Source organism: Verrucosispora sp. ts21 (assembly GCF_002879555.1).
GTDB classification, from domain to species: domain Bacteria; phylum Actinomycetota; class Actinomycetes; order Mycobacteriales; family Micromonosporaceae; genus Micromonospora; species Micromonospora gifhornensis.
In genome coordinates, this window is the sequence record NZ_PNOZ01000006.1 from 50,662 (window position 1) to 71,929 (window position 21,268).

The following is a 21,268-nucleotide window of genomic DNA, read 5'->3' on the forward strand; positions in this document are numbered from 1 at the left end:
GGGTCACTTCCGGTGCTCAGATCGGGGGTGGCAGGGCCTCGGCGAGGCGGGCGCGTAGCGGGTCCAGGCCCATCGGCCCGAGCGCCAACGCGGTGTGGTGGAACCGTTTGCGGTCGAATGCGGCGCCGGCGCGGCGTTCGGCGTCGCGGCGGGTCTGCTGCCACAGCCGGGCGCCGACCTTGAACGCCAGGGCCTGCGCCGGCCAGCCGAGGTACCTGTCGACCTCGAAGCGGGCGGTGGCGGCGTCCAGCCCGGCGACCCGGGTGAGCAGTTCCACGGCCACGGCCGGGGTCCAACGGTCGGCGTCGGTGAAGCCGGTGCCGGCCGGGATCGGCAGGTCGAGGTGCAGGCCGAGGTCGATGACGACGCGGGCGGCCCGCCACATCTGCCCGTCGAGCATGCCGAGGCGTTCGCCGGGGCCGGCGTAGAGGCCGATCTCGTCGGCGAGACGTTCGGCGTAGTGGGCCCAGCCTTCGGCGTACCCGTGCACGTGGCACAGGTGCCGCTGCCAGGGGTGCAGCTCGGCGGTGGTCAGGGTGACGGCGTGTTGCAGGTGGTGACCGGGCAGCCCTTCGTGGCAGAGCGTCCCGACGTGCCGCCACACCGGCACGCTCGACTCCCCCGGCGGCACCGACCACCAGATCCCGCCCGGGCGGGTCAGGTTCGCGTCCGGCGGGGTGTAGTACATGACGCCGGAGGCGGCCGGGCTGATCCGGCACTCGACGTGGCGGGTGGCCGCCGGGATGTCGAAGTGGACGCCGTCGAGTTGGTCGGTGAGCAGGGCGGTGCGTTTGCGCAGCCACTGTTCCAGGGCGGGACCGACCGGCACCCTCCCGGCGGGGTCGGCGTCCAGCGCGGCCCGGGCGCTCGCCGGGTCCGGGTGGCCGCAGTCGGCCGCCGCGGCGTGCAGTTCGGCGTCGGTACGGGCCAGCTCCGCCCAGCCGTACGCGTACAGCTCGTCGAGGTCGACGTCGGCGCCGAGGAAGGCGCGGGAGGTGACCTCGTACAGTTCGCGTCCGACACCGTCCACCTCGGAGGCGGCGGGTGCCAGTTCGGTGCGCAGGAACGTGGCGAACGCGTCGGTGGCGGCGGTGGCGCGCCGGGCCCCTTCGGTCAGCCGGTCGGCGAGCGGGCCACCGGGACAGCCGGCGACGAGCCGGCCGTAGAAGTCGCCGGCGGTCCAGCTCCGGCACTGCTCGGCGACGACGAGCACCTGCCGCCGGGCGACCAGGTGGCCGCGCTGCGCGGATCGGCGCAGCGTCGCGGCGTACTGGTCGAGGGTGTCGGGCAGCCGGTGCAGGTGCTCGGCGACGGCGGCCCAGTCGTCGGCGGTCTGCCGGGGCAGGTTGTCGAAGACCTGCCGGGCCAGGTGGACCGGGGTGGCCAGCGGGGCGAGCAGCCGGGTGGTGAACCCGGCGTCGTACAGCGCGACCTCGCTGGCCAGCCGCTCGGCCAGGGCACCGGCGAGGGCACGCTGCGCCGGGCCGTCGGCGGTGGCCGAGGTGACCGCGGCGGCGGTCTGCCGGGCCAGGTCCGCGCGGGCGTCGAACGTCTCCGGGGACAGGTCCGCCAGCTGCGAGTCGGGGGTACGCCCGGCCGCCTCGGCGGCCTGCGGGTCGAGGTCGGCGAGCGCGGCGAGGTAGTCGTCGGCGACCCTGATCACGGTCATCGTCGGGCCCGGGTGCGGCCGTGGTCGTCGCGGTAGACGACGCCGCCCTTCATCACCACGTGCAGGGTCCGCAGGGCGGAGACCGACCGGGTCGGGTCGTCGCGCAGCACCAGCAGGTCGGCGTGCTTGCCGGCGGTGATGCTGCCCAGCCTGTCGTCGGCGTCGAGCCACTCGGCAGGGCGGATGGTGGCGGCCTTCAGCGCGTCGGCGACGGGCATCCCGGCGTCCACCATGAACTCCAGCTCCCGCACGGTGGCGGTGGTCTCGTCGTAGCCGGCGTGCGGCGGCATGTCGCTGCCCAACGCGATCGGCACGCCGTTGCGGATGGCGTGCTGCAGGCTCTCCCAGTGTCGGGGACCGGCGCCGAGGGCGCGTTCCATCAGCCAGCCGGGCACCCCGGAGTCGCGGAAGAACTGTTCGCAGCGGCTGACCACGATGGTCGGGACGTACCAGACGCCCCGTTCGGCCATCAGCCGGGTGACCTCGTCGGTCAGCTCGTAGCCGTGCTCGACGCAGTCCAGACCCAGCTCCACCGCCCGGCGTACGGTGTCGGCCGGTCCGGCGTGCGCGGTGACCTTGCGTCCCCAGTCGTGGGCGACCCGGATGACGGCGGCCATCTCGTCGTCGAGCAGCTGCGGGGTGTCGATCGCCTCGTACTGGCCGGCGATGCCGCCGGAGATGCACACCTTGATCAGGTCGGCGCCGGCCCGGATCTGGGCCCGGGTGAGCTGCCGGAACCCGTCCGCGCCGTCGGCTTCCAGGGCGTCGGCCTCCCAGCCGTGGCCCCCGGTGCAGCACAGCGCGTGCCCAGCGGTGAAGATCCGGGGTCCGTCCACCGCGCCGGCCTCGATGCCCTTGCGCAGCGCGAAGTCGGCGTAGCGGCCCTCGCCGACCAGCCGGGCGGTGGTGACCCCGGCGTGCAGGGTGCGCCGGGCCGAGTCGGCCATCAGCAGCACCAGTTCGGCCAGGTTGGACCGGTGCACCTCGTCGGCAAGGTGGCCGGGCAGGCCGAGGGAGAGGTGCACGTGCATGTTTGTCAGTCCGGGCATCACCACGTCGCCGCCCAGGTCGACCACCGGGACGTCACCGGCCTCGGCGAGCACGTCGTCGACCGGCCCGACGGCGCGGATCATGCCGTCGGCGCCGATCCAGATGCCCTGGTCGGCCTGGAGGTGGTCGGTGACGCCGTCGTAGAGGGAGAGGTTGACCAGGACCTGTTCGGTGGCGCGATGCATGTCGACGTCCTCAGTGGGAGGCCACGGCGGCCGAGGCCGTGGCGGGGTCGTTGAGCCAGCAGGCGGCGCTGCGTCCGCCGAGGTCGAGGGTGGGTGGCTGGTCGCCGCAGGGGGCGAAGGCGTGGGCGCAGCGGGGCCGGAACCGGCAGCCGGTGGGGGCGTTGGCCGGGTCGGGCACCTCCCCGGCGAGGGTGGCGGGCAGCCGTGGGGTGGGGCCGATCTGCGGTACCGCGTCGATGAGCGCCCGGGTGTACGGGTGGCGCGGGTCGCGCCACAGCTCGCGGGTGGGTGCGGTCTCCACGATCCGGCCCAGGTACATCACGGCGGTGACGTCGGCGATCTCGTGGACCAGGGCGAGGTCGTGGGAGATGAACAGCATGCCCATGTCGAGTTCCCGGACCAGCCCGACGAGCAGGTTGACCACCTGGGCCTGCGAGGAGGCGTCCAGAGCGGTGACCGGCTCGTCCGCGATGATCATGCGGGGTTGCGGGGCGAGGGCGCGGGCGATGGCCAGCCGCTGCCGTTGACCGCCGGAGAACTGGTGCGGGTAACGGTCGGCGGCCTCGGCGGGCATGCCGACCCGGTCGAGCAGTTCGACCACCCGGGCGCTACGGGCCGCGCCGGTGACCGTCGCCGGTACGCCGTCGAGCAGTTGGGCGCCGATGGTGCGCCGGGGGTTGAGCGATGCGTACGGGTTCTGGAAGACCATCTGCAGACCGATCTCGGTCTCCGGTCGACGTCGCCAGCCCAGCGGGGTGATCGGGCGGCCGGCGAAGCTGACCTCACCGGCGCTCGGCGGGGTCAGTCCGACGGCGACCCGGGCCAGCGAGGACTTGCCGCAGCCGGACTCGCCGACCAGGCCGACGATCTGGCCGGGTGCCACGTCCAGGCTGACCCCGGCGACCGCGCGGACCCGACCGTTGCCCCGGGAGCGGTACTCGACCTGCACGTCGCTGATCCGCAGCAGACTGCTCATCGGGCTGCCACCTCCAGGTGTGGACGGACCACGCAGGCCACCGACCGGTGCTCACCGGCCGGGGTCAGCGGCGGCGGGCTGGTGCCGCAGGCCGGTTCGGCGTACCCGCAGCGGGGTTGGAACGGGCAGCCCGGCGGCGCCTGGCCCGGCGCCGGTGGGCCGCCGGGGATCGGCCGCAGCGTGCCGACGGCCTGGGTGCCGTGCGGGCGGGCGCCGAGCAGCGCGGCGGTGTACGGGTGGGTGGGTGCGGTGAGCAGTTCCCCGGTCGGTCCGGTCTCCACCACCCGCCCGGCGTAGAACACGTAGCCCCGGGTGGTCAACGCGCTGAGCACGCCGAGGTCGTGGGTGATGAACGCGACGGCCAGGCCGGTCTCGGCGCGCAACCGGTCCAGCAGGGCGAGGATGCCGGCCTGCACGGTGACGTCGAGGGCGGTGGTGGGTTCGTCGGCGATCAGCAGCCGGGGGCGGGCGGCCAGGGCGATGGCGATGGCCGCGCGTTGACGCATGCCGCCGGAGAACTGGTGCGGGTAGGAGCGCAGGGCCCGTTCCGGGTCGGGGATGCGGACCTGGTCGAGCAGTTCCACCGCCCGCCGGTTCGCGGCCCGACGGTCCATCCGCAGGTGCACCCGCATGTGTTCGGTGAGTTGGCGGCCGATGGTGAGCATCGGGTGCAGGGCGGCGGTGGGGTCCTGGAAGACCATGGCGATGCCGGCGCCCCGGACCCGCTGCCAGCCGCGCTGGTCCAGGCCGAGCAGGTCGGTGCCGGCGAACCGGGCCGATCCACTCACGGTGGCGCCGGGTGGCAGCAGGCCGAGCAGGGTCTGCGCGGTGAGGCTCTTGCCGCAGCCGCTCTCCCCCGCGATGCCTACCAGTTCACCCTCGTCCACGGTCAGCGACACGTCGTGCAGGATCGGCAGCGGGCCGCGCGGGCCGGGCAGGGTGACGGCGAGGGAGTCGACGTCGAGCAGCGGTGCCATCTCTAACGTCCCTTCGCGTAGCGGGGGTCGAGCCGGTCGCGCAGCGCGTCGCCGAGCACGTTGAACGCCATCACGACGGTGAGGATGGCCAGGCCGGGGAAGACGCTGACCCACCACATCGACAGGTCCTGGGAGCCGAGGGCGACCATCGAGCCCCATTCGGCGGCCGGTGGGCGGGGACCCAGGCCGAGGAAGGAGAGCGCGGCCAGCAGCAGCACCGCGTTGCCGAGTTCCAGGGTGGCCAGCACGATCGCCGGGCCGATGCTGTTGGGCAGCACGTCGCGGCGCAGCGCCTTGACCGGTCCGACGCCGAGCAGCCGGGCGGCGTTGAGGTAGTCGTCGCCGCGCATGCTGATCACGGCGCTGCGGATGACCCGGGCGTAGACCGGCCAGGAGACGATGACCAGCGCGAGGACGGCGTTGCGGGTGTTCGGGCCGAACGCGGCGGTGACCGCCATCGCGAGGATGATCTGCGGGAAGGCGAACACCAGGTCGGTCAGGCGCATCAGCGCCTCGTCGGCGAGCCGGCCGAGGTAGCCGGCGAGCAGTCCGAGCAGTCCACCGACCAGCAGGGCGAGCGAGACGATGGCCAGGGCCAGGGGGATGGACAGCCGGGCGCCGTGGATGACCCGGCTGAGGATGTCCCGGCCGAGGGAGTCGGTGCCGAACCAGTGCGCCGCCGACGGCGACGCGTACGCGTCAGGGCTCTGGGCGAGCGGGTCGTAGGGGGCGATCAGTGGGGCGAAGATGGCCACCAGCAGCCAGCCGCCGAGGATGACCAGGGCCGCCAGGGTGACCGGCTGCCGCCAGACCGGCCGGGTGCTGCCACCGCGTAGCCGGCCGAGCCAGCGGCGTCGGCTCAGCGCCCGGTCGACCTTCGGGTCCGGTGCCACCGGATCGGGTGCGATCGTGGTCATGACAGGCGGATCCTCGGGTCGATGAGCCCGTACAGCAGGTCGACGGTCAGGTTGACCAGCGTGTAGACGAGCGCCACGAAGAGGCTGACGCCGAGGATCGACGGCAGGTCCAGCGCGGTGGCGCTGCGGTAGGCGTACTGGCCGAGGCCGGGCCAGCCGAAGATGCTCTCCACCAGCACCGTGCCGGACAGCAGCGAGGCGAAGGCCAGGCCGGAGACGGTGACCACCGGGACCAGGCCGGCCCGCAGCAGGTGCCGGCGCAGCACCACCCGGGCCGGCAGACCCTTGGCGTACGCGGCGCGGATGTAGTCCTGCTGGAGCACTTCCAGCATGGCGGAGCGGACGAAGCGCACCAGCAGCGCCACGGTCAGCGAGGTCAGCACCAGCACCGGCAGGACCAGGTGCTGGGCGGCGTCCCAGGCGACATCCCACTGCCCGGCCAGCGCCGCGTCGACGGTGTACATGCCGGTGACCGTGGGCGGTGGGCTGAAGGCGGTGGAGAGCCGACCGCCGCTGGGAGCCAGGCCGAGTTTGTAGAAGAAGACGTAGAGCACGACGAGCGACAGCCAGAACGGCGGGGTGGACAGGCCCAGCAGGGCGCCGACGCGGACCAGCTGGTCGGTGAACCGGCCGTTGCGGACCGCGGCGAGCATGCCGATGCCGGTGCCGATCAGCAACGCCAGCACCATGGTGGGGATGGCCAGTTCCATTGTCGCCGGCACGTACCGGACCAGGTCGTCCAGGACAGAGCGGCCGGTCTGCTGGGAGATGCCCAGGTCGCCGGTGAGCAGGTTGCCCAGGTACTGGAAGTACTGCGCCCAGAGCGGCTGGTCCAGGCCCCACTTCTCCCGGAAGGCGGCCACCGTGGCCGGGTCGTTGAGCGCCTGGTCCGACAGGTTCGCCGTGACCGGGTCGCCGGGGACCACGTTTACCAGCGCGAACGTCACCACGGTGACGCCCAGCAGCAGACCGGCGGTGATCGTCAGCCGCTTGGCCAGGAAGACCAGCAACGGATGCGCGCGGCGCGGCCGGGGCCGGGACGCGGTCGTGGTGACCGCGCCCGGCTCCCCGTCGTGAACTGTCGTCATCTGTGCTGCCGGCTACTTCCGGCCGACCGCGGCGACGTCGACCTGCCAGCCGGCGGCGGTGTAGTCCGCGCCGGTCAGGTCGGCGGTCGCCACCACCGTGGAGGAGTTGCTGGCCAGCACGATGTACGGCGAGGACTGGTTCATCAGTCGCTGCCACTCCTGCATCGCGGTGGCCCGGGCGGCCAGGTCGAGGGTCTCGGTGACCTTCTTGCCGGCGGCCACGACCGCCGCGTCGGCCCGGTCCACGGTCCAGCCGGAGCGCAGCGCGGTCGGCTGTCCGGGGGCCATGTTGTTGATCAGCGAGTCGGCGACCGGGTAGTTCAGGCTCTGCGGGGTGAAGCCCATCGCCATCTTCCCGCCGCGCATCTCGTCCAGGAAGGTGGTCAGCGGCTGCGGGTTCAGCTCCAGGGTGATGCCGGCCTCGGCGACGTCGCCCTGCACCTTGGTGGCCACGGTGCCGAGGTCCACGCCCTTGTAGGTGATGGCCGGGTAGCTGAACTTGACCTTGGGGTTGGTCAGGCCCGCCTCGGCGAGCAGCGCCTTGGCCTTGGCCACGTCGCGGGTCGACGCCTCGCCCTCGGGCAGCGCGCCGGGGAAGGCGGGGGCGACCAGACCGGCGCCCGGTGCGGCGCCCTGCCCGTAGAGGGCGGCGATGCCCTGGTAGTCGATGGCGGCCCGCAGCGCCTGGTTGAACTTCACGTCGGCGGTCACCGCGGAGACGGCCGGGTCGGCGTTGAGGAACAGGAAGTAGACGGTGTCCTGCACGCCGGAGGTCTGCAGGGTGCTCGGCATGCCTTCGAGCAGCTTGCCGGAGATGTCCAGCGAGATCTCGTTGGCCTCGGCGCGCTGCATGGTCAGCTTCTGGGTCTGCACGTCCATGTTGCGCAGCACGACCCGGTCGAACTTCGGCTTGTCGCCCCAGTAGTCGGGGTTGGCCTCCAGCACCACCTGGGACTCCGGCTCGTACGACTTGAGCACGTACGGGCCGCTGCCGATGGAGTTGGTGTCGAGGTACTGCTGGGCGGTGTCGCCCTGGGCGGCGTCCTCGCCGTCCTTGGCGCCGTTCTCCTGGGCGACCTTGGAGTTGATCACGGCGGTGGAGGGCATGGAGAGCACCACCGGGACGTTGGGGTTGGCCGTCGCCGAGGTGACCACGACTGTGCTGTCGTCGGTCTTGCTGACGCTCAACTCGCTGACGGTGACCGCCGGGCTGGCCTTGATGTTCTTCAGCCGGTTGAGCGAGAAGACCACGTCGTCGGCGGTGAGCGGGCTGCCGTCGGAGAACTTCACACCCTGCCGCAGCTTGAAGGTGAAGGTCTTGGCGTCCGGCGAGACCTCGTACGACTCGGCCAGCGCGGGGACCGGCTTGCTCACGTCCGAGCCCTCGAAGGTGAGCAGGGTGTCGTAGAGGGCGTGCACCGCGGTCAGGCCGGTCGCCTCGTAGACGCGGCCGGGGTCGAGGGTCTTGAGCACGAACGAGGTGTTGACGGTGAGCGTGGTGGCGCCGCTGCCACCGCTCGCGTTTCCGCCGCCACCGCCGGCCGTGCAGGCGGCGGTGGAGATGATGGCCAGCGCCGTCAGAGCGGACGCTCCGACGCGAAGCCGGCGGGGGGACACCGACATTGCTGTTCCTACCTTCGTATGGGCGGTCCGCTTCCGCGTGGGCCGCGGGTTGTCGACGACCTGGGACGTGAACGCCGGTGTCTCCGGTCGCGATGTCTCGGGTTTTCAGGGGCGGCATTTCAGGGTTGGATGTAGCCCGGACTTGCTTCGTCCGGTTCATGCCTGGACGCGACGTGTCTACCAGTACCAAACAACGCCACAACTTGTTTGACCACCCTAAACAGGGCCGTGTAGCTTGGTCAAACAATTTCAGTCACACTGTTATCGGATCGAGGTTTAGATGCTCGGTGATCGGCTCCGCGATCTTCGGCAGCAGCACTCCATGACGCTGCGCCAGCTCGCCACAGCCGCCGACGTGTCCCCCGCGCTGCTCAGCCAGATCGAGAACGGCGCGACCGATCCGAGCCTGTCCACGCTGCGCAAACTGGCCCAGGTCTTCGACACCTCGATCGCCGAGCTGTTCTCCGAACCCGAGGCGCCCGCGGTGCATCTGAGTCGCGCCGGCAACCGCAGCCGACTGACCGCACCCCCCGGCCAGATCACCTACGAACGGCTCACCCCCGGGCGGGGCGACCTGGAGGTGCTGCAGGCCCACCTCGCGCCCGGCGACGCCAGCTCGGCCGAGCCCTGGGCCCACCCGTCGACCGAATGCGCCATCGTCATCACCGGCGAGGTCGTCGCCGAGATCGGCGGCGAGAAGCACGTGCTGGCCGCCGGCGAGGCGGTCACCTTCGACTCCCGGCTGGCCCACCTCTACCGCAACGCCAGCGACGAACCGGCCCACCTGATCATCGCGGTCACCCCACCCACCCCCTGAACACCAGGGGTACGCGTGGGCCACCGGGCCGCCTAGCATCGGTGCACATGACCGATTCCGCCACCTTCGGCAACCCCGTCGTGCCCGGCTTCCACCCCGATCCCAGCGTGTGCCGGGTGGGCGAGGACTACTACCTGGTCTGTTCCAGCTTCGAGTACTTCCCCGGCGTACCGATCTTCCACAGTCGGGACCTGGTGAACTGGCGGCAGATCGGCAACGTGCTCGACCGCCCCAGCCAACTCGAACTGCCGCCGGACACGCACGCCTCCGCCGGCATCTACGCCCCGACCATCCGCCACCACGACGGCCGCTTCTACATGGTCACCACAAACGTCACCACCGGCCGCCACCTGCTGGTCACCGCCACCGACCCGGCCGGCCCGTGGTCGGAACCGGTCCACCTCGACGTGCCGCACATCGACCCGTCGCTGACCTGGGACGACAACGGGGACTGCTGGTTGACCGTGTCGGGGGTCGAGTCGTACCGGATCGATCCGGAGACCGGCACGGTGCTGGAGGGGCCGGTGCCGATGTGGTCGGGCACCGGCGGGCAGTACCCGGAGGCCCCGCACCTGTACCGGATCGGCGACTGGTGGTACCTGCTGGTTTCCGAGGGCGGCACGCACACCGGGCACGCCGTCTCGATCGCCCGGTCGCGCAGCATCCGGGGCCCGTTCGAGCCCGGCCCGGTCAACCCGTTCCTGACCCACCGCAGCACCGACCGGCTGGTGCAGGCCACCGGCCATGCCGACCTGGTGCAGGCCACCGACGGCAGTTGGTGGATGGTGCTGCTGGGCATCCGGGCCAAGGGCCAGTGGCCGCCGTACCACGTGCTCGGCCGGGAGACGTTCCTGGTGCCGGTGCGCTGGGAGGACGGCTGGCCGGTGGTGGACCCGGTCGAGGAGACGATGACCGCGCCGGCCGGCAGCCCGCCCGCCCTCGCCGCGGCACGCGACCCGGGCTCCTACCGGGACGACTTCGACGCCACCGACGCGCTCGCGCCGGAGTGGATCTCGCTGCGGGAGCGGCCGAAGGACAGCTGGTCGTTGACCGAGCGGCCCGGCTGGCTCACCCTGCACGCGGCCGGCACGACCCTGGACCGCTCCGGCGCCACCATGGTCGCCCGCCGGCAGCAGCACCACGACTGCCGGGCCGGCGTGCACGTCGACCCCGGCGCGGGACGGGCCGGGCTGACGTTGCGCATCGACGAGGCGCACCACTACGACATCGAGGTCGCCGACGGGCTGGTGCAGGTGATCGGCCGCGTCGGGCCGTTCCGGCAGGTCTTCGGCGAGCTGTCGGTGCCGGCCGGCCCGGTCACCCTGACCATCACCACCCGCACCGACGACCTGCTGCCGCCGACGGTGACCGCCGCCGACCAGGTGACGGCCCCCGGCGCCCCCTTCGGCGTACGCCCCGCCGCCTGCGACACGGTCAGCTTCGAGGTGCTGACCGACGACGGGCCGGTGGTGCTGGCCGAACTCGACGGACGGTACCTGTCCACCGAGGTCGCCGCCGGTTTCACCGGCCGGGTGTTCGGCCTCTACGTCACCGAGGGCAGCGCGGCCTTCGACTGGTTCGACTACCGCCCGAGCGCCCGCCCCTGACCGGCCACCTGTTCGCGGGCGTCCGACTCCGGGGTGCCGGACGAACGCCCGCGGCGCGCCGAGGGCTGGACGTGCTGCTCGGTGTCGCCGGTGGCCGAACGTGGGTTCGGCGGCGCGACCTTGGGCGGCGCAGATGCGGTGCGGCGTCAACTGTCGGTGGCGGTCGACTGCGCCGGCCAGAAGGGCCATTCCTCGAAGGAGGCGCATCGCCCGTCCGCGGCGAACCGCATGATCCACAGATCGCGGTACTCCTGGTCGACGGGATCGCCGTAGCGGACCTCCAGCCGCGCCACCGCGGTGTCACCCTCGACCGCGACCACCTCGCTGGTCATCTGGAACGCCTCGTCCGGACCGTCCCGCTCGGCTTCCCACATCCGGGCTATCGCCGGCAGACCGACCACCGGCTCCCGGTACGGCCCCTGCCGGTAGCTCGCCTGCTCGGTGAAGATCGTGGCGAGCGCCTCCGTGCCCGGCGTCCGCCAGGCCTGCTCGTAGGCCGCGATCCAGCCGGTCACCTGTTCCCTGTCCATGGGTGTCAGCTTGCCATTCGACCGAGTGCGCACCGGTGGCGTTCTACGGCCACGGCCCAGTTGACGGCGACCGATTCCAGGGGCTCGGCCACCGGCCGGCCATATGCGATCATCACTGCCATGGGAGGACGCCGCGACCGGCTGGACCCGGCTGAGCGACGGCTCCAGTCAGCGTTTTTCCGAGGTGAGGAACTTGACCTCAAGGATGCCGTAGTTCGCGCCGATGTCGTCGCCGATCTTGTGACGCGTGCGGTCGACCGGGCCGCGTCCCCCCGGGCAGCGTTACGGCTGCGTAACGCCAGGATCGTGGGCCGCCTTGACGTCCGGCAGGCCGATGTCGGCGTACCGGTGTTCCTCGTCGGTGTGACGATCACCGACGTTCTGGACCTCACCAACGCCTGCACCGCAGGCATCACCCTGATCGAATGCGTGCTGCCGGGCTTTCATGCCCGGCTCTTGGAAGTCCGTGGTGACCTCAACCTGACCAGATGCCGCATCACCGGCCCTGCCGACCTGCGCGATGCGCGAATCGGTGGGTCCCTGACGCTCGACGGCGCCACGTTGGGCGATTCAGGGACGCCGGACGACGCGCTTGCCGCTGCGCGGATGACCGTGAGCGGCGATCTCAGCGGCAGGTCCGGATTCGTCGCGTACGGCAGAGTCTGGCTCTCTGCCGCGACCATCGGCGGTGACGTGCTGTTCACCGGCGCCACCGTGCATAGTTCGCGCGGACCGGCCATCGACGCCAATCGTCTGACCATCGCCGGCAGCTTCTCCGCCCGGTACGGATTCACTGCCGAAGGCGGCATCATCCTGGTCCACGCGCAGATCGGCAACCAACTGAACTTCACCGAGGCGCGGATCAGCACCACGGGTATCTGGGCGTTGCACCTCGGCGGCGCCCGGGTTGCGACTCTCTGGCTGACCTTCGCAGCCCCGCCAGTCGGCCGGGTACGTCTCAGCGGCCTCCAGGCCGACTCGATCTTCGACAATCCGGCGACCTGGCCGGCAGAACTCGACCTGGTCGGATGCAGCTACCGGCTGCTGCTCGCACGCTCGCCCGCGCCCCGTGGGTCGCCGTTGCCACCGCAGTCGGTCACTGTCGGGCAGCGTCTGGACTGGCTGCGCCGCAGCCCCGACGGCTACGCACCGCAGCCTTACGAGCAACTGGCCGCCCACTACCGGCAGAACGGCCAGGACCAGGAAGCCCGACGGGTGCTCCTGGAGAAACAGCGCCAACGTAGGGCAACCCTGAACCGTCCGAAGCGGATCTTCGGGTACCTCCTCGACGGTGTTGTCGGCTACGGCTACCGGCCCTGGCTCGCCGGTGTCTGGCTCACCGCATTCTGGGCTCTCGGAACGCTGACGTTCACGGTCCAGCCATCGGCTCCCCGCTCCGACGCGGCGCCTGAGCGCAACCCGGCACTACAGTCACTCGATCTCCTCCTGCCGATCATCAACCTCGGGCACGACGGGGCATGGCGCGCCGCCGGTGCCAGCCAGTACATCTCGGCGCTGCTCGTGCTCGTCGGGTGGATGCTCACCACCGCAGTCGTTGCCGGACTCACCCGTCTGCTCAACCGATGACCTCGCGTGCGTGTCAGTCGCGTAGCGCTGGTTGATCGACGCCGTTTCGGCGTAATGGCGGTGTCAGGTGGGGTGGATTGCCGCCGTATCGCCGAAAATGCGACGAGTACGCGACGAGCCGTCGGCCGTGCGGGAGAACCCGCACGGCCGACGGCCGGTGGTGGTGTGAATCAGCCAGCGGTGCAGGACACGATCTGCGGTCGGGCCCCGGAGTTGCCGTTCATCATGGTGGTGAAGCCGAACGTGTTGCCGCTGCCGTTGGAGCGCATCGTCATCACGTTGCCGCTGCCGTCCCAGGTGGGGTTACCGCTCCAGGTGGCGGAGATCCGCTGCGGCGGGGTGATGTTGACGACCACCGACCAGGTGTTGGCGCCGCTGACGTTCACCGAGGTGTTGTAGCGGTCGCCCCAGACCTGACCGGGCGAGATCGTCGCGGTGCAGCCGCCGGGGTTGGTGGGCGGCGGGGTGGTGCCGGGCGGCGGAGTGGTGCCGGGCGGCGGGGTGGTCGGGTCGCCGCCGCCGGGCGCGGCGCTGTTCAGCGCGTTGAGCACGGCGTTGTAGGCGGCCTTCTTGTTGCCGCCACCGTCGAACAGCAGCGGGCTCTCGTTGGAGCGCCACGAGTCGGAGTCACGGATGCCCCAGACGGTGATGCCCTTGCAGCGCGGGACGGCGAGGCAGTCGTTCACCGTGTTGCGGTAGGCGTCGCTCGGCGCGTTGCGGATGTCCAGCTCGGTGATGTGCACGTCGACGCCGAGGGCGGCGAAGCTGGACAGCGTGGTGCGGTAGTTGCTCGGGTAGTTCGAGCCACCGGTGAAGTGCGACTGGAGACCGACGCAGTCGATCGGGACGCCGCGCTGCTTGAAGTCCTGGACCATCCGGTAGACGGCCTGGGTCTTGGCGTCGTTCCAGTTGTCGATGTTGTAGTCGTTGTAACACAGCTGCGCGTTCGGGTCGGCGGTGCGCGCGGCGCGGAAGGCCGCCTCGATCCAGTCGCTGCCGGTGCGCTCCAGGTTGGAGTTACGGCGAGCGCCGCTGCCGCCGTCCTCGAACGCCTCGTTCACCACGTCCCACCAGGCGATCTGGCCACGGTAGTGGGTGGCGACCTGGGTCACGTGGTTGAGCATGGCGTTACGCAACTGCTGGCCGGACATGTTGCGCATCCAGTCCGGCTGCTGCGAGTGCCAGGCCAGGGTGTGGCCCCGGACCTGCATGTTGCGGCTGCGGGCGTGCTGGACGAGCCGGTCGCCGTTGCCCCAGTTGAACTGCCCCTGCTGCGGCTGGAGCGCGTCGATCTTCATTTCGTTCTCGGCGGTGACCTGGTTGAACTCGCGGTTCAGGATGTTCGTGTACGCCGAGTCGTTGAGCCGGTTCACCGCGACCGCGGTGCCGAAGTAACGTCCGCTCTGCGCTGCCGCGGCACCGAGGGTGGTCTCGGCGGCGCTGGCGTTGCCGGGCAGCACCACAGCGCCGGCCGCTGCCATCAGACCCGCGGCAGTCAGCGCCAGGGCCGCCCGCAGCCGCCTCGGCCGTCCGGGTGCTCGGGAGGAATCCTTGCTCATCTGATGCTCCTTCCGGGTCCGGTGGCCCGAGGGTGGGCAGCATGAATCCGGACTCGCGGGATAGGGACGATGCCCGCGATTCCCTGACAAAGGGATCGCATCGGCCTTACTGGTCGGAAGTATTTCAGCGTGGTTTCACGCTCGTCAATGAGTTCCGGAACTTTTTCGGAAGTTTCGATGCTGCCGACACCGCACGGAAACGCTTGATCACGAGGCTGGCGACGCCCGAAGAACCAGGTGGTGCCCGCTCAGCGCCACGATCAGCCGGATGCGGCGGCGGAGTGCAGACAGGGGGCCGCCGGTCGCGTCGGCCGGCGAGAGCGCCGACCGTACAGCCGAAGATCCGGAAGGCACGGGTGATCGTTTCCGACCTTCAGGACTTGAGCGACACCGACAGCGCCGCCGACCGGTCGAGCAGCGCGGCCAACTGATCGAGCACCACGACCCGTACGCATGGTCACCGAAGCCCCTTCCGGGACACCCGGAGGCAATCGACCTCGGCGAATGGCGATCGCCCGGCCCGACCGCCGGCGAGGGCGAGCCGTCGCATTGGCGACCATGTGATCAGCATTGACCGGTTTCGATGCGTAGGTTTACTATTCCGAAATCGTTCCCGCAAGTTGACCGGAAGTTCCGGCTGTGTTCGGCCGCTCGTCGCTCGCGTGTGGCACGCCGCGCGGACGGTGCCAGGCCGGCGCGGCAGCGACCCAGGAGGACGGAGAAGATGCCGCAGCTCGTCCTGTTCGCGATCGACATCTGCGCGGTGGTGTTGCTCGTCTTCGGGCTCTACTTTCCACGCCACCGTCGCCGCGATCTCGTCGTCGCCTATCTGGGTGTCAACGTCGGTGTTCTCGCCGTGGCCAGCGCACTGAGCGCCAGCAATGTCGGCGCCGGGCTCGGACTGGGACTGGCGCTGTTCGGCGTACTGTCGATCATCCGGCTGCGGTCGACGGAGCTCGACCAGCACGAGGTGGCCTACTACTTCTCCGCGCTGGCCCTGGGCATCCTCGGCGCGCTGAGCACCACCTCGGTCTGGCTCAGTGGCGGACTGATGGCGCTGATCCTCGTGGTGATGTTCCTCGGCGACCATCCGCGGCTGCTGCGCAGCTACCGGCACCAGATCATCGTGCTCGACTCCGCCGTCACCGACCAGGTCGCCCTCGTCGCCCACCTGGAGCAACTGCTCGGCGCCCGGGTGCACACCGCCACCGTGCAACGACTCGACCTGGTCAACGAGACCACCCTGGTCGACGTGCGGTACTCGGTGCGGGGTCGGGGTGGCGCACCGGTGGCGGCGGGCAGGCCGGCGCAGGCGGGAGCGGCTCGATGACCCCGATCACCGCGCCGTGGACCGAACTCGCGCCGGTCGGGCTGACCGAACTCGTCGACCGGGCCGCCCTGCAGACCCGCGTCGACCGCAAGTACGTCGTACCCCTCGACGAACTGCCGGAACTGCTGGCACAGCTGTCCCCGTACGCCCGGGTGCTGGACATCGACGGTGTGCGCGCCTTCCGGTACGAGTCGGTGTACTTCGACACCCCACGGCTGGCCAGCTACCACTGCGCGGCGTACCGGCGACGCCGGCGGTTCAAGGTCCGCACCCGCAGCTACCTGGACTCCGCGCAGTGCTGGCTCGAAGTCAAGATCAGTGGGGCGCGGGGCAGCCTCACCAAGCACCGGCTGCCCTACCGGCCACAGGATCGGGCGACCGTGCAACCCGGTCGCACCTTCGTGCAGGAGGCGCTGGAGCGCGAGGCGGTCTGCCCGACGGTCGACAGCACGCTGGATCCGGTGCTCGTCACCACGTACCGGCGGGCGACCCTGCTGCTGCCCGCCACCGCCAGCCGGGTCACCGTCGACACCGACCTGACCTGGCGGTGCGGCGACCGCACGCTGCGCCTGCCCGACCTCGCCGTGGTCGAGACCAAGACCAGCCGGGCCGCCTCGGTGGCCGACCGGCTGCTGTGGCAGCGGGGCACGCGGCCGGTACGCATCTCCAAGTACGCCACCGGGTTGGCCGCCCTGCGCCCGGAACTGCCGGACTCGCCGTGGCGGCGCACGCTGCGCCGGCATTTCCGCGACAGCACACCCTCGACGGGCACCACACCGTCCACCATCGCTCGATCCGTCCAGGAGGCATCGTGCGTCTGACCGTCCGCAGTACCCGCCTCGTCACCCCGGCACGAGCCGTCGGCATCGTCACCGCTGCCGTGCTCGTCGCCGGACTGCTCCTGCCGGCATCGCCGCCGGCCGGGGCCGAACCCGCCACCGCACCGATCGGCAACAGCCCGGCCGTCGACACCGGCGTCAACGCCGCCGCCGACGACCTGACAGGCGACATCACCTTCTCCGTACCCAGCGGCACCTTCGCCGGCGAGGTCACGGTGTCGCTGGGCACCACCGTCAGCGACGCCCAGATCCGCTACACCACCGACGGTCGGCTGCCCACCGCCGCGTCGACGGTGTACTCCGGCACACCGCTGCGGCTGACCCGGACCACCCAACTGCGCGCCCAGGCCTTCGTCGGACAGACCGCCACCGGCGCGCCCGGCACCGCCATGTACGTCGCCCGCAACACCACCACCGCCCACGACCTGCCGGTGATCCTGATCGACTCGTACGGGGCCGGGCGTCCCCAGCGGGACTACTTCGACGCCGCCACCATGATCTTCGAGCCCGGTGGGGGCACCACCTCGCTGGCCGCCGCGCCCACCGTGGCGACCCGCGCCGGGTTCCGGCTACGCGGGCAGTCGTCGTCCAGCTTCGACAAGACGCCGTACCGGATCGAGTTCTGGGACAACGACGACGATGACGCCGACTATCCGGTGCTGGGCATGCCGGCCGACTCGGACTGGGTGCTGCGCGGCCCGTTCACCGACAAGGCGCTGATCCGGGAGGCGTTCGTCTACGACCTGGGTCGGGAGATGGGCCTGCCCGCGCCCCGGTACGCCTTCGCGGAGTTCTACCTCAACACCGACGCCGGGCCGGTCGGCGCCGACGACTACATGGGCGTCTACATGATCGTGGAGACGATCAAGAACTCGAAGAACCGCCTCGACCTCAAGCAGTTGCGCGCCGACGACCGGACGCTGCCGAGGATCACCGGCGGCTACATCTTCAAGTTCGAGTGGATGGCCGCCGAGGAGCCGACCCTGCCGTGCACCGGTCCCGCCGCCACCTGCTGGAACTACCTGGAGGTCGCCGACCCGTCCCCGCTGCAACCGGAGCAGCGTGACTGGCTGCGCAACCACATCCAGGAATTCCACAACGTGCTGCGGGCACCGAACTTCGCCGACCCGACGACCGGCTATCGCGCGTACATCGACGTGGACTCCTTCATCGACCAGCTCATCGTCAACGAGCTGAGCCGGGAGATGGACTCCTACGTCCGCAGCGCCTACTTCTACAAGGACCGGGACACCAAGATCTTCGCCGGGCCGCTGTGGGACTACGACCTCAGCTTCGGGGTGGGCGGCTACTTCGCCAACGACCAGACCTCCGGCTGGCAGCACCAGCAGGGCCGACAGCCGCTGGCCAACGACTGGTTCACGCAACTGCTGCGCGACCCGGCCTTCGTCAACCAGGTCCGGCTGCGCTGGCAGACGCTGCGCCGCGGCCCGCTGTCCGACGCGGCGTTGCAGTCCCGCCTCAACGCGCTGAGCACGCCGCTGACCAACGCGGCGCAGCGCAACTTCCAACGTTGGCCCAACCTGAGCACCCGGATGATCGGCCCGTTCATCACCCCGACCGCGCCGACCTGGCAGGGACAGGTGCAGTACCTGCGGGACTGGATGCTGCGCCGCGCCGCCTGGCTGGACTCGACCGCCGGGTGGGGTGGCCCCACCACCACTCCCCCGCCGACCACCCCACCGCCGGGACCCACCACCCCACCGCCGGGGCCGACGACCCCGCCGCCGGGCGGTGACGCCTGCACGGCGACGTACGCGGTGACCAATCAGTGGACCGGCGGCTTCCAGGCCGAGGTACGGGTCACCGCCGGCTCGGCCGCGATCGGCAACTGGACGGTGACCTGGACCTTCGCCAACGGGCAGACGATCAGCCAGGCGTGGAACGCGACAGTCACCAGCCAGGGGTCGGCGGTCACCGCCCGCAACGTCAGCTACAACGGCACCCTGGCCGCGGGGGCCAGCACCACGTTCGGCTTCCTCGGCACATTCGGCAGCACGAACACTGCCCCGACACCGAGCTGCACGGCAAGCTGACCGGGGTGATCCGTTCCTGGCACCGGGCAGCCCGCTCCGGTGCCAGGAACATCCGCTCCGTCCTTGATCAGCTCGACCGGACTCACCCTCGCCGCGCTGCGGCAGCCCCACCTGATCCGGTCGTCGGGACGAGGTCAGCGAGCAGTTGCTCGATGCGGGTCTTGATCTCGTCACGGATCGGCCGCACGGCTTCGACGCCCTTGCCGGCCGGGTCTTCGAGCTTCCAGTCCTCGTAGCGCTTGCCTGGGAAGACGGGGCAGACGTCGCCGCAGCCCATGGTGATGACAACGTCGGAGGCTTCGACGGTGTCGTACTCAAGAAGTTTGGGGGTCTGGTGGGTGATGTCGATGCCGACCTCGCGCATGGCTTCGACGGCGGCGGGGTTGATGGTCTCCGCGGGGGCGGACCCGGCGGAGCGGACCTCGACGGCGTCGCCGGCGAGGTGACGCAGCCAGCCGGCGGCCATCTGGGAGCGGCCGGCGTTGTGCACGCAGACGAACAGGACGCTGGGCTTGTCGTCGGACACGGAGCTTCCTATCGGTGGACTCGTTGACGTAACCGGGTCGGCGGGAAACAGGCGTCGACGCAGGGCGAGGCTGACGTAGACCAGGGCGACCAGCACCGGGACCTCGATGAGCGGGCCGACGACACCGGCGAGGGCCTGGCCGCTGGTGACGCCGAACGTACCGATGGCCACGGCGATGGCGAGTTCGAAGTTGTTGCCGGCGGCGGTGAAAGCGAGGGTGGTGGTGCGTACGTAGTTCAGCCCTATGGCCCGGCCGAGGGCGTAGGAGCCGGCCCACATGACCGCGAAGTAGACCAGCAGCGGCACCGCGATCAACACGACGTCCCAGGGCTGCGAGGTGATGGCGTCGCCCTGCAGAGCGAACAGGATGACGATGGTGAAGAGCAGCCCGTAGAGGGCGACCGGTCCGATCTTCGGCAGGAAGCGGTTCTCGTACCAGGTGCGGCCCTTCGCGCGTTCGCCGAGCCGACGGGTGAGGTAACCGGCGAGCAGCGGGATGCCGAGGAAGATCAGCACGTTGACCGCGATGTCCCACCCGGACACCTGCAACTGCGCGCCGGCCAGGTTGAGCCAGTCCGGCAGCACGGACAGGTAGAACCAGCCGAGCAGACCGAACGCGAGGACCTGGAACACCGAGTTGAGGGCGACGAGGACGGCGGCGGCTTCCCGGTCGCCGCAGGCCAGGTCGTTCCAGATGATGACCATGGCGATGCAGCGGGCAAGACCGACGATGATCAGGCCGGTGCGGTACTCGGCATGCTCGGCGAGGAAGATCCAGGCCAGGGCGAACATGAGAGCCGGGCCGATGATCCAGTTGAGCAGCAGCGAGGACAGCAGCAGTCGGCGATCCCCGGTGACCGAGTCGAGCCGGTCGTAGCGGACCTTGGCCAGCACCGGGTACATCATGATGAGCAGTCCAAGGGCGATCGGCAGCGAGATCCCACCGATCGTGACCGCTTCCAGGGCGGTGTTCAGACCGGGGACGAGCCGGCCGAGCAGCAGGCCGACGGCCATGGCCAGGCCGATCCACAGCGGGAGGAAGCGGTCGAGGCGCGACAGCCGCGCGATGACTGCCGGCGGTACCACGCCGGTCGGGGTGGTCGTCACTGTCAGCAGGCCCGGAAGTTCTCGGAATGGGCGCGGGCCTGCGCGGCGAGGTCGGCCAGGTGCAGCGCCGCACCCTGCAGGACCTCCGGGACGAGTCGGTAGTAGGTGAAGCGTCTGCGTGGCTCGGCGGTCACCACACCGGCCTCGCGCAGCAGCTTGAGGTGTCCGGACACATTGGGCTGCTTGGCCGCGGTGTCCGCGACCAGGTGCGACGTGGTCGCCGGGCCGTCGGCGAGGATCTGCACGATCCGCGCCCGCAACGGATCCGCCAACAACCGCACCACATCAGGATTGGCTGATATCAGTTGCTGCTGATCCGTTTCGGGTCGCACCTGCGGTGGCGCCGGTGCGCCACGGCTCGGCGTGTCGGTGTTGCTGGTCAGCAGGTTGCCGAGCAGGTCAAGGACCTCCCGGCGGACCCAGTAGTAGACCCAGGTGCCCCGGCGTTCACTGTCGACCAGGCCGGACTCACGCAACACCCGCAGATGGTGCGAGATGGTCGCGCCGGTGACGTCGAAGGCCTCGGTCAGCTCGCAGACGCACACCTCCGTGGTGGAGGCGATCAGCGACAGCAACCGCAGCCTGACCGGGTCGCCCAGCGCCTTGAACAGCGGTGCCAGTTCACCGGCAACCGGCGGGGCGAGGGGCTGCACGGCCAGCGGTGGGCAACAGCCCGAGGCGGCATCCAGCACGGGAAGGACCGACATGCATCTAGCTTGACAGTTGTCTAGGCACGATGCAAGGTAGGGACACCAGTTCGACAGAGATCGAGCAACTGATCGATTCCGGATGATGCGTCGCGCGCGAAGCGCGGTCACGACTGCCGG

General features: G+C 70.7%; 17 protein-coding genes and 2 pseudogenes. 6 read left to right on the forward strand and 13 right to left on the reverse strand.

The window, feature by feature from the left end:
- Positions 1-16 precede the first annotated feature (16 nt).
- The 7 genes from C1A38_RS03900 to C1A38_RS03930 are packed head-to-tail and all read right to left on the reverse strand — an operon-like array spanning position 17 to position 8,485.
- Positions 17-1,669: a DUF885 domain-containing protein gene (locus tag C1A38_RS03900; protein ID WP_102656448.1), complete on the reverse strand. Its 1,653-nt coding sequence runs from the start codon at positions 1,667-1,669 to the stop codon at positions 17-19.
- Positions 1,666-2,904 (reverse strand): amidohydrolase family protein, encoded by a 1,239-nt coding sequence (locus C1A38_RS03905; RefSeq protein WP_102656449.1) that lies wholly within the window; start codon positions 2,902-2,904, stop codon positions 1,666-1,668. Before C1A38_RS03905 ends, C1A38_RS03900 begins: the two co-directional genes overlap by 4 nt.
- 10 nt (positions 2,905-2,914) lie before the next feature.
- Positions 2,915-3,880, reverse strand: a complete 966-nt coding sequence (locus C1A38_RS03910; protein WP_102656450.1) for an ABC transporter ATP-binding protein — start codon at positions 3,878-3,880, stop codon at positions 2,915-2,917.
- Entirely contained in the window at positions 3,877-4,857 is a 981-nt protein-coding gene (locus C1A38_RS03915) for an ABC transporter ATP-binding protein (RefSeq protein ID WP_102656451.1), read from the reverse strand. Before C1A38_RS03915 ends, C1A38_RS03910 begins: the two co-directional genes overlap by 4 nt.
- Before the next feature lie 2 nt (positions 4,858-4,859).
- Complete coding sequence (locus tag C1A38_RS03920) at positions 4,860-5,774, reverse strand: ABC transporter permease (RefSeq protein ID WP_102656452.1); 915 nt, start codon at positions 5,772-5,774, stop codon at positions 4,860-4,862.
- Complete coding sequence (locus C1A38_RS03925) at positions 5,771-6,862, reverse strand: ABC transporter permease (protein WP_199180074.1); 1,092 nt, start codon at positions 6,860-6,862, stop codon at positions 5,771-5,773. The genes C1A38_RS03920 and C1A38_RS03925 overlap by 4 nt, the downstream gene beginning before the upstream one ends.
- Before the next feature lie 12 nt (positions 6,863-6,874).
- A complete protein-coding gene (locus C1A38_RS03930; protein WP_102656453.1) occupies positions 6,875-8,485 on the reverse strand; it encodes an ABC transporter substrate-binding protein in 1,611 nt (536 codons plus the stop codon).
- 280 nt (positions 8,486-8,765) lie between these two features.
- Here C1A38_RS03930 and C1A38_RS03935 point away from each other — a divergent pair, with 280 nt between their 5' ends.
- Both C1A38_RS03935 and C1A38_RS03940 read left to right on the forward strand, forming a co-directional pair.
- The gene (locus tag C1A38_RS03935) at positions 8,766-9,302 is read left to right on the forward strand and encodes a cupin domain-containing protein (RefSeq protein ID WP_013733572.1); all 537 of its coding nucleotides are present in this window, start codon (positions 8,766-8,768) and stop codon (positions 9,300-9,302) included.
- Positions 9,303-9,349: 47 nt separating this feature from the next.
- Positions 9,350-10,909, forward strand: coding sequence for a glycoside hydrolase family 43 protein (locus C1A38_RS03940; protein WP_102656454.1), 1,560 nt, complete (start codon positions 9,350-9,352; stop codon positions 10,907-10,909).
- A 146-nt stretch (positions 10,910-11,055) separates the two neighbouring features.
- Here C1A38_RS03940 and C1A38_RS03945 read toward each other — a convergent pair whose 3' ends face one another.
- Positions 11,056-11,439: a YybH family protein gene (locus C1A38_RS03945; protein WP_102656455.1), complete on the reverse strand. Its 384-nt coding sequence runs from the start codon at positions 11,437-11,439 to the stop codon at positions 11,056-11,058.
- Positions 11,440-11,745: 306 nt separating this feature from the next.
- Between C1A38_RS03945 and C1A38_RS03950 the strand changes: the two genes are divergently transcribed.
- Positions 11,746-13,026: an oxidoreductase gene (locus tag C1A38_RS03950; RefSeq protein WP_158244840.1), complete on the forward strand. Its 1,281-nt coding sequence runs from the start codon at positions 11,746-11,748 to the stop codon at positions 13,024-13,026.
- 170 nt (positions 13,027-13,196) lie between these two features.
- On the opposite strand, the gene C1A38_RS03955 is transcribed toward C1A38_RS03950, so the two are convergent.
- Positions 13,197-14,585: an endo-1,4-beta-xylanase gene (locus C1A38_RS03955; protein ID WP_102656457.1), complete on the reverse strand. Its 1,389-nt coding sequence runs from the start codon at positions 14,583-14,585 to the stop codon at positions 13,197-13,199.
- A gap of 724 nt (positions 14,586-15,309) precedes the next feature.
- Between C1A38_RS03955 and C1A38_RS03960 the strand changes: the two genes are divergently transcribed.
- Genes C1A38_RS03960 through C1A38_RS32145 form a run of 3 tightly spaced genes read left to right on the forward strand, consistent with a single transcriptional unit; the run spans position 15,310 to position 18,808 of the window.
- Positions 15,310-15,915 carry a DUF4956 domain-containing protein gene (locus tag C1A38_RS03960; RefSeq protein ID WP_102656458.1) on the forward strand — a complete coding sequence of 202 codons (606 nt, stop codon included), beginning with the start codon at positions 15,310-15,312 and terminating at the stop codon, positions 15,913-15,915.
- Positions 15,912-16,736 (forward strand): polyphosphate polymerase domain-containing protein, encoded by an 825-nt coding sequence (locus tag C1A38_RS03965; RefSeq protein ID WP_102656459.1) that lies wholly within the window; start codon positions 15,912-15,914, stop codon positions 16,734-16,736. Before C1A38_RS03960 ends, C1A38_RS03965 begins: the two co-directional genes overlap by 4 nt.
- Positions 16,727-18,808 (forward strand): CotH kinase family protein, encoded by a 2,082-nt coding sequence (locus C1A38_RS32145; protein ID WP_102656460.1) that lies wholly within the window; start codon positions 16,727-16,729, stop codon positions 18,806-18,808. Before C1A38_RS03965 ends, C1A38_RS32145 begins: the two co-directional genes overlap by 10 nt.
- 82 nt (positions 18,809-18,890) lie before the next feature.
- On the opposite strand, the gene C1A38_RS31285 is transcribed toward C1A38_RS32145, so the two are convergent.
- The 4 genes and pseudogenes from C1A38_RS31285 to C1A38_RS31615 all read right to left on the reverse strand — a co-directional run.
- A complete protein-coding gene (locus C1A38_RS31285) occupies positions 18,891-19,334 on the reverse strand; it encodes an arsenate reductase ArsC (protein WP_199180077.1) in 444 nt (147 codons plus the stop codon).
- A gap of 84 nt (positions 19,335-19,418) precedes the next feature.
- Positions 19,419-20,441, reverse strand: a pseudogene (gene arsB / locus C1A38_RS03975) (ACR3 family arsenite efflux transporter); the annotation flags it as partial.
- Positions 20,442-20,443: 2 nt separating this feature from the next.
- Complete coding sequence (locus tag C1A38_RS31610; RefSeq protein ID WP_233196611.1) at positions 20,444-20,773, reverse strand: ArsR/SmtB family transcription factor; 330 nt, start codon at positions 20,771-20,773, stop codon at positions 20,444-20,446.
- 30 nt (positions 20,774-20,803) lie between these two features.
- A pseudogene (locus C1A38_RS31615) lies at positions 20,804-21,148 on the reverse strand (ArsR/SmtB family transcription factor); the annotation flags it as partial.
- Positions 21,149-21,268: the final 120 nt, after the last annotated feature.

What these genes read in the sequence shown, in the direction of transcription:
- C1A38_RS03905 (WP_102656449.1), bottom strand. Translation starts at nt 2,904, where the DNA reads ATGCATCGCGCCACCGAACAGGTCCTGGTCAACCTCTCCCTCTACGAC.
- C1A38_RS03920 (WP_102656452.1), bottom strand. Translation starts at nt 5,774, where the DNA reads ATGACCACGATCGCACCCGATCCGGTGGCACCGGACCCGAAGGTCGAC.
- C1A38_RS03925 (WP_199180074.1), bottom strand. Translation starts at nt 6,862, where the DNA reads ATGACGACAGTTCACGACGGGGAGCCGGGCGCGGTCACCACGACCGCG.
- C1A38_RS03940 (WP_102656454.1), top strand. Translation starts at nt 9,350, where the DNA reads ATGACCGATTCCGCCACCTTCGGCAACCCCGTCGTGCCCGGCTTCCAC.
- C1A38_RS03935 (WP_013733572.1), top strand. Translation starts at nt 8,766, where the DNA reads ATGCTCGGTGATCGGCTCCGCGATCTTCGGCAGCAGCACTCCATGACG.
- C1A38_RS03900 (WP_102656448.1), bottom strand. Translation starts at nt 1,669, where the DNA reads ATGACCGTGATCAGGGTCGCCGACGACTACCTCGCCGCGCTCGCCGAC.
- C1A38_RS03945 (WP_102656455.1), bottom strand. Translation starts at nt 11,439, where the DNA reads ATGGACAGGGAACAGGTGACCGGCTGGATCGCGGCCTACGAGCAGGCC.
- C1A38_RS03930 (WP_102656453.1), bottom strand. Translation starts at nt 8,485, where the DNA reads ATGTCGGTGTCCCCCCGCCGGCTTCGCGTCGGAGCGTCCGCTCTGACG.
- C1A38_RS03965 (WP_102656459.1), top strand. Translation starts at nt 15,912, where the DNA reads ATGACCCCGATCACCGCGCCGTGGACCGAACTCGCGCCGGTCGGGCTG.
- C1A38_RS03910 (WP_102656450.1), bottom strand. Translation starts at nt 3,880, where the DNA reads ATGAGCAGTCTGCTGCGGATCAGCGACGTGCAGGTCGAGTACCGCTCC.
- C1A38_RS03955 (WP_102656457.1), bottom strand. Translation starts at nt 14,585, where the DNA reads ATGAGCAAGGATTCCTCCCGAGCACCCGGACGGCCGAGGCGGCTGCGG.
- C1A38_RS03915 (WP_102656451.1), bottom strand. Translation starts at nt 4,857, where the DNA reads ATGGCACCGCTGCTCGACGTCGACTCCCTCGCCGTCACCCTGCCCGGC.
- C1A38_RS03960 (WP_102656458.1), top strand. Translation starts at nt 15,310, where the DNA reads ATGCCGCAGCTCGTCCTGTTCGCGATCGACATCTGCGCGGTGGTGTTG.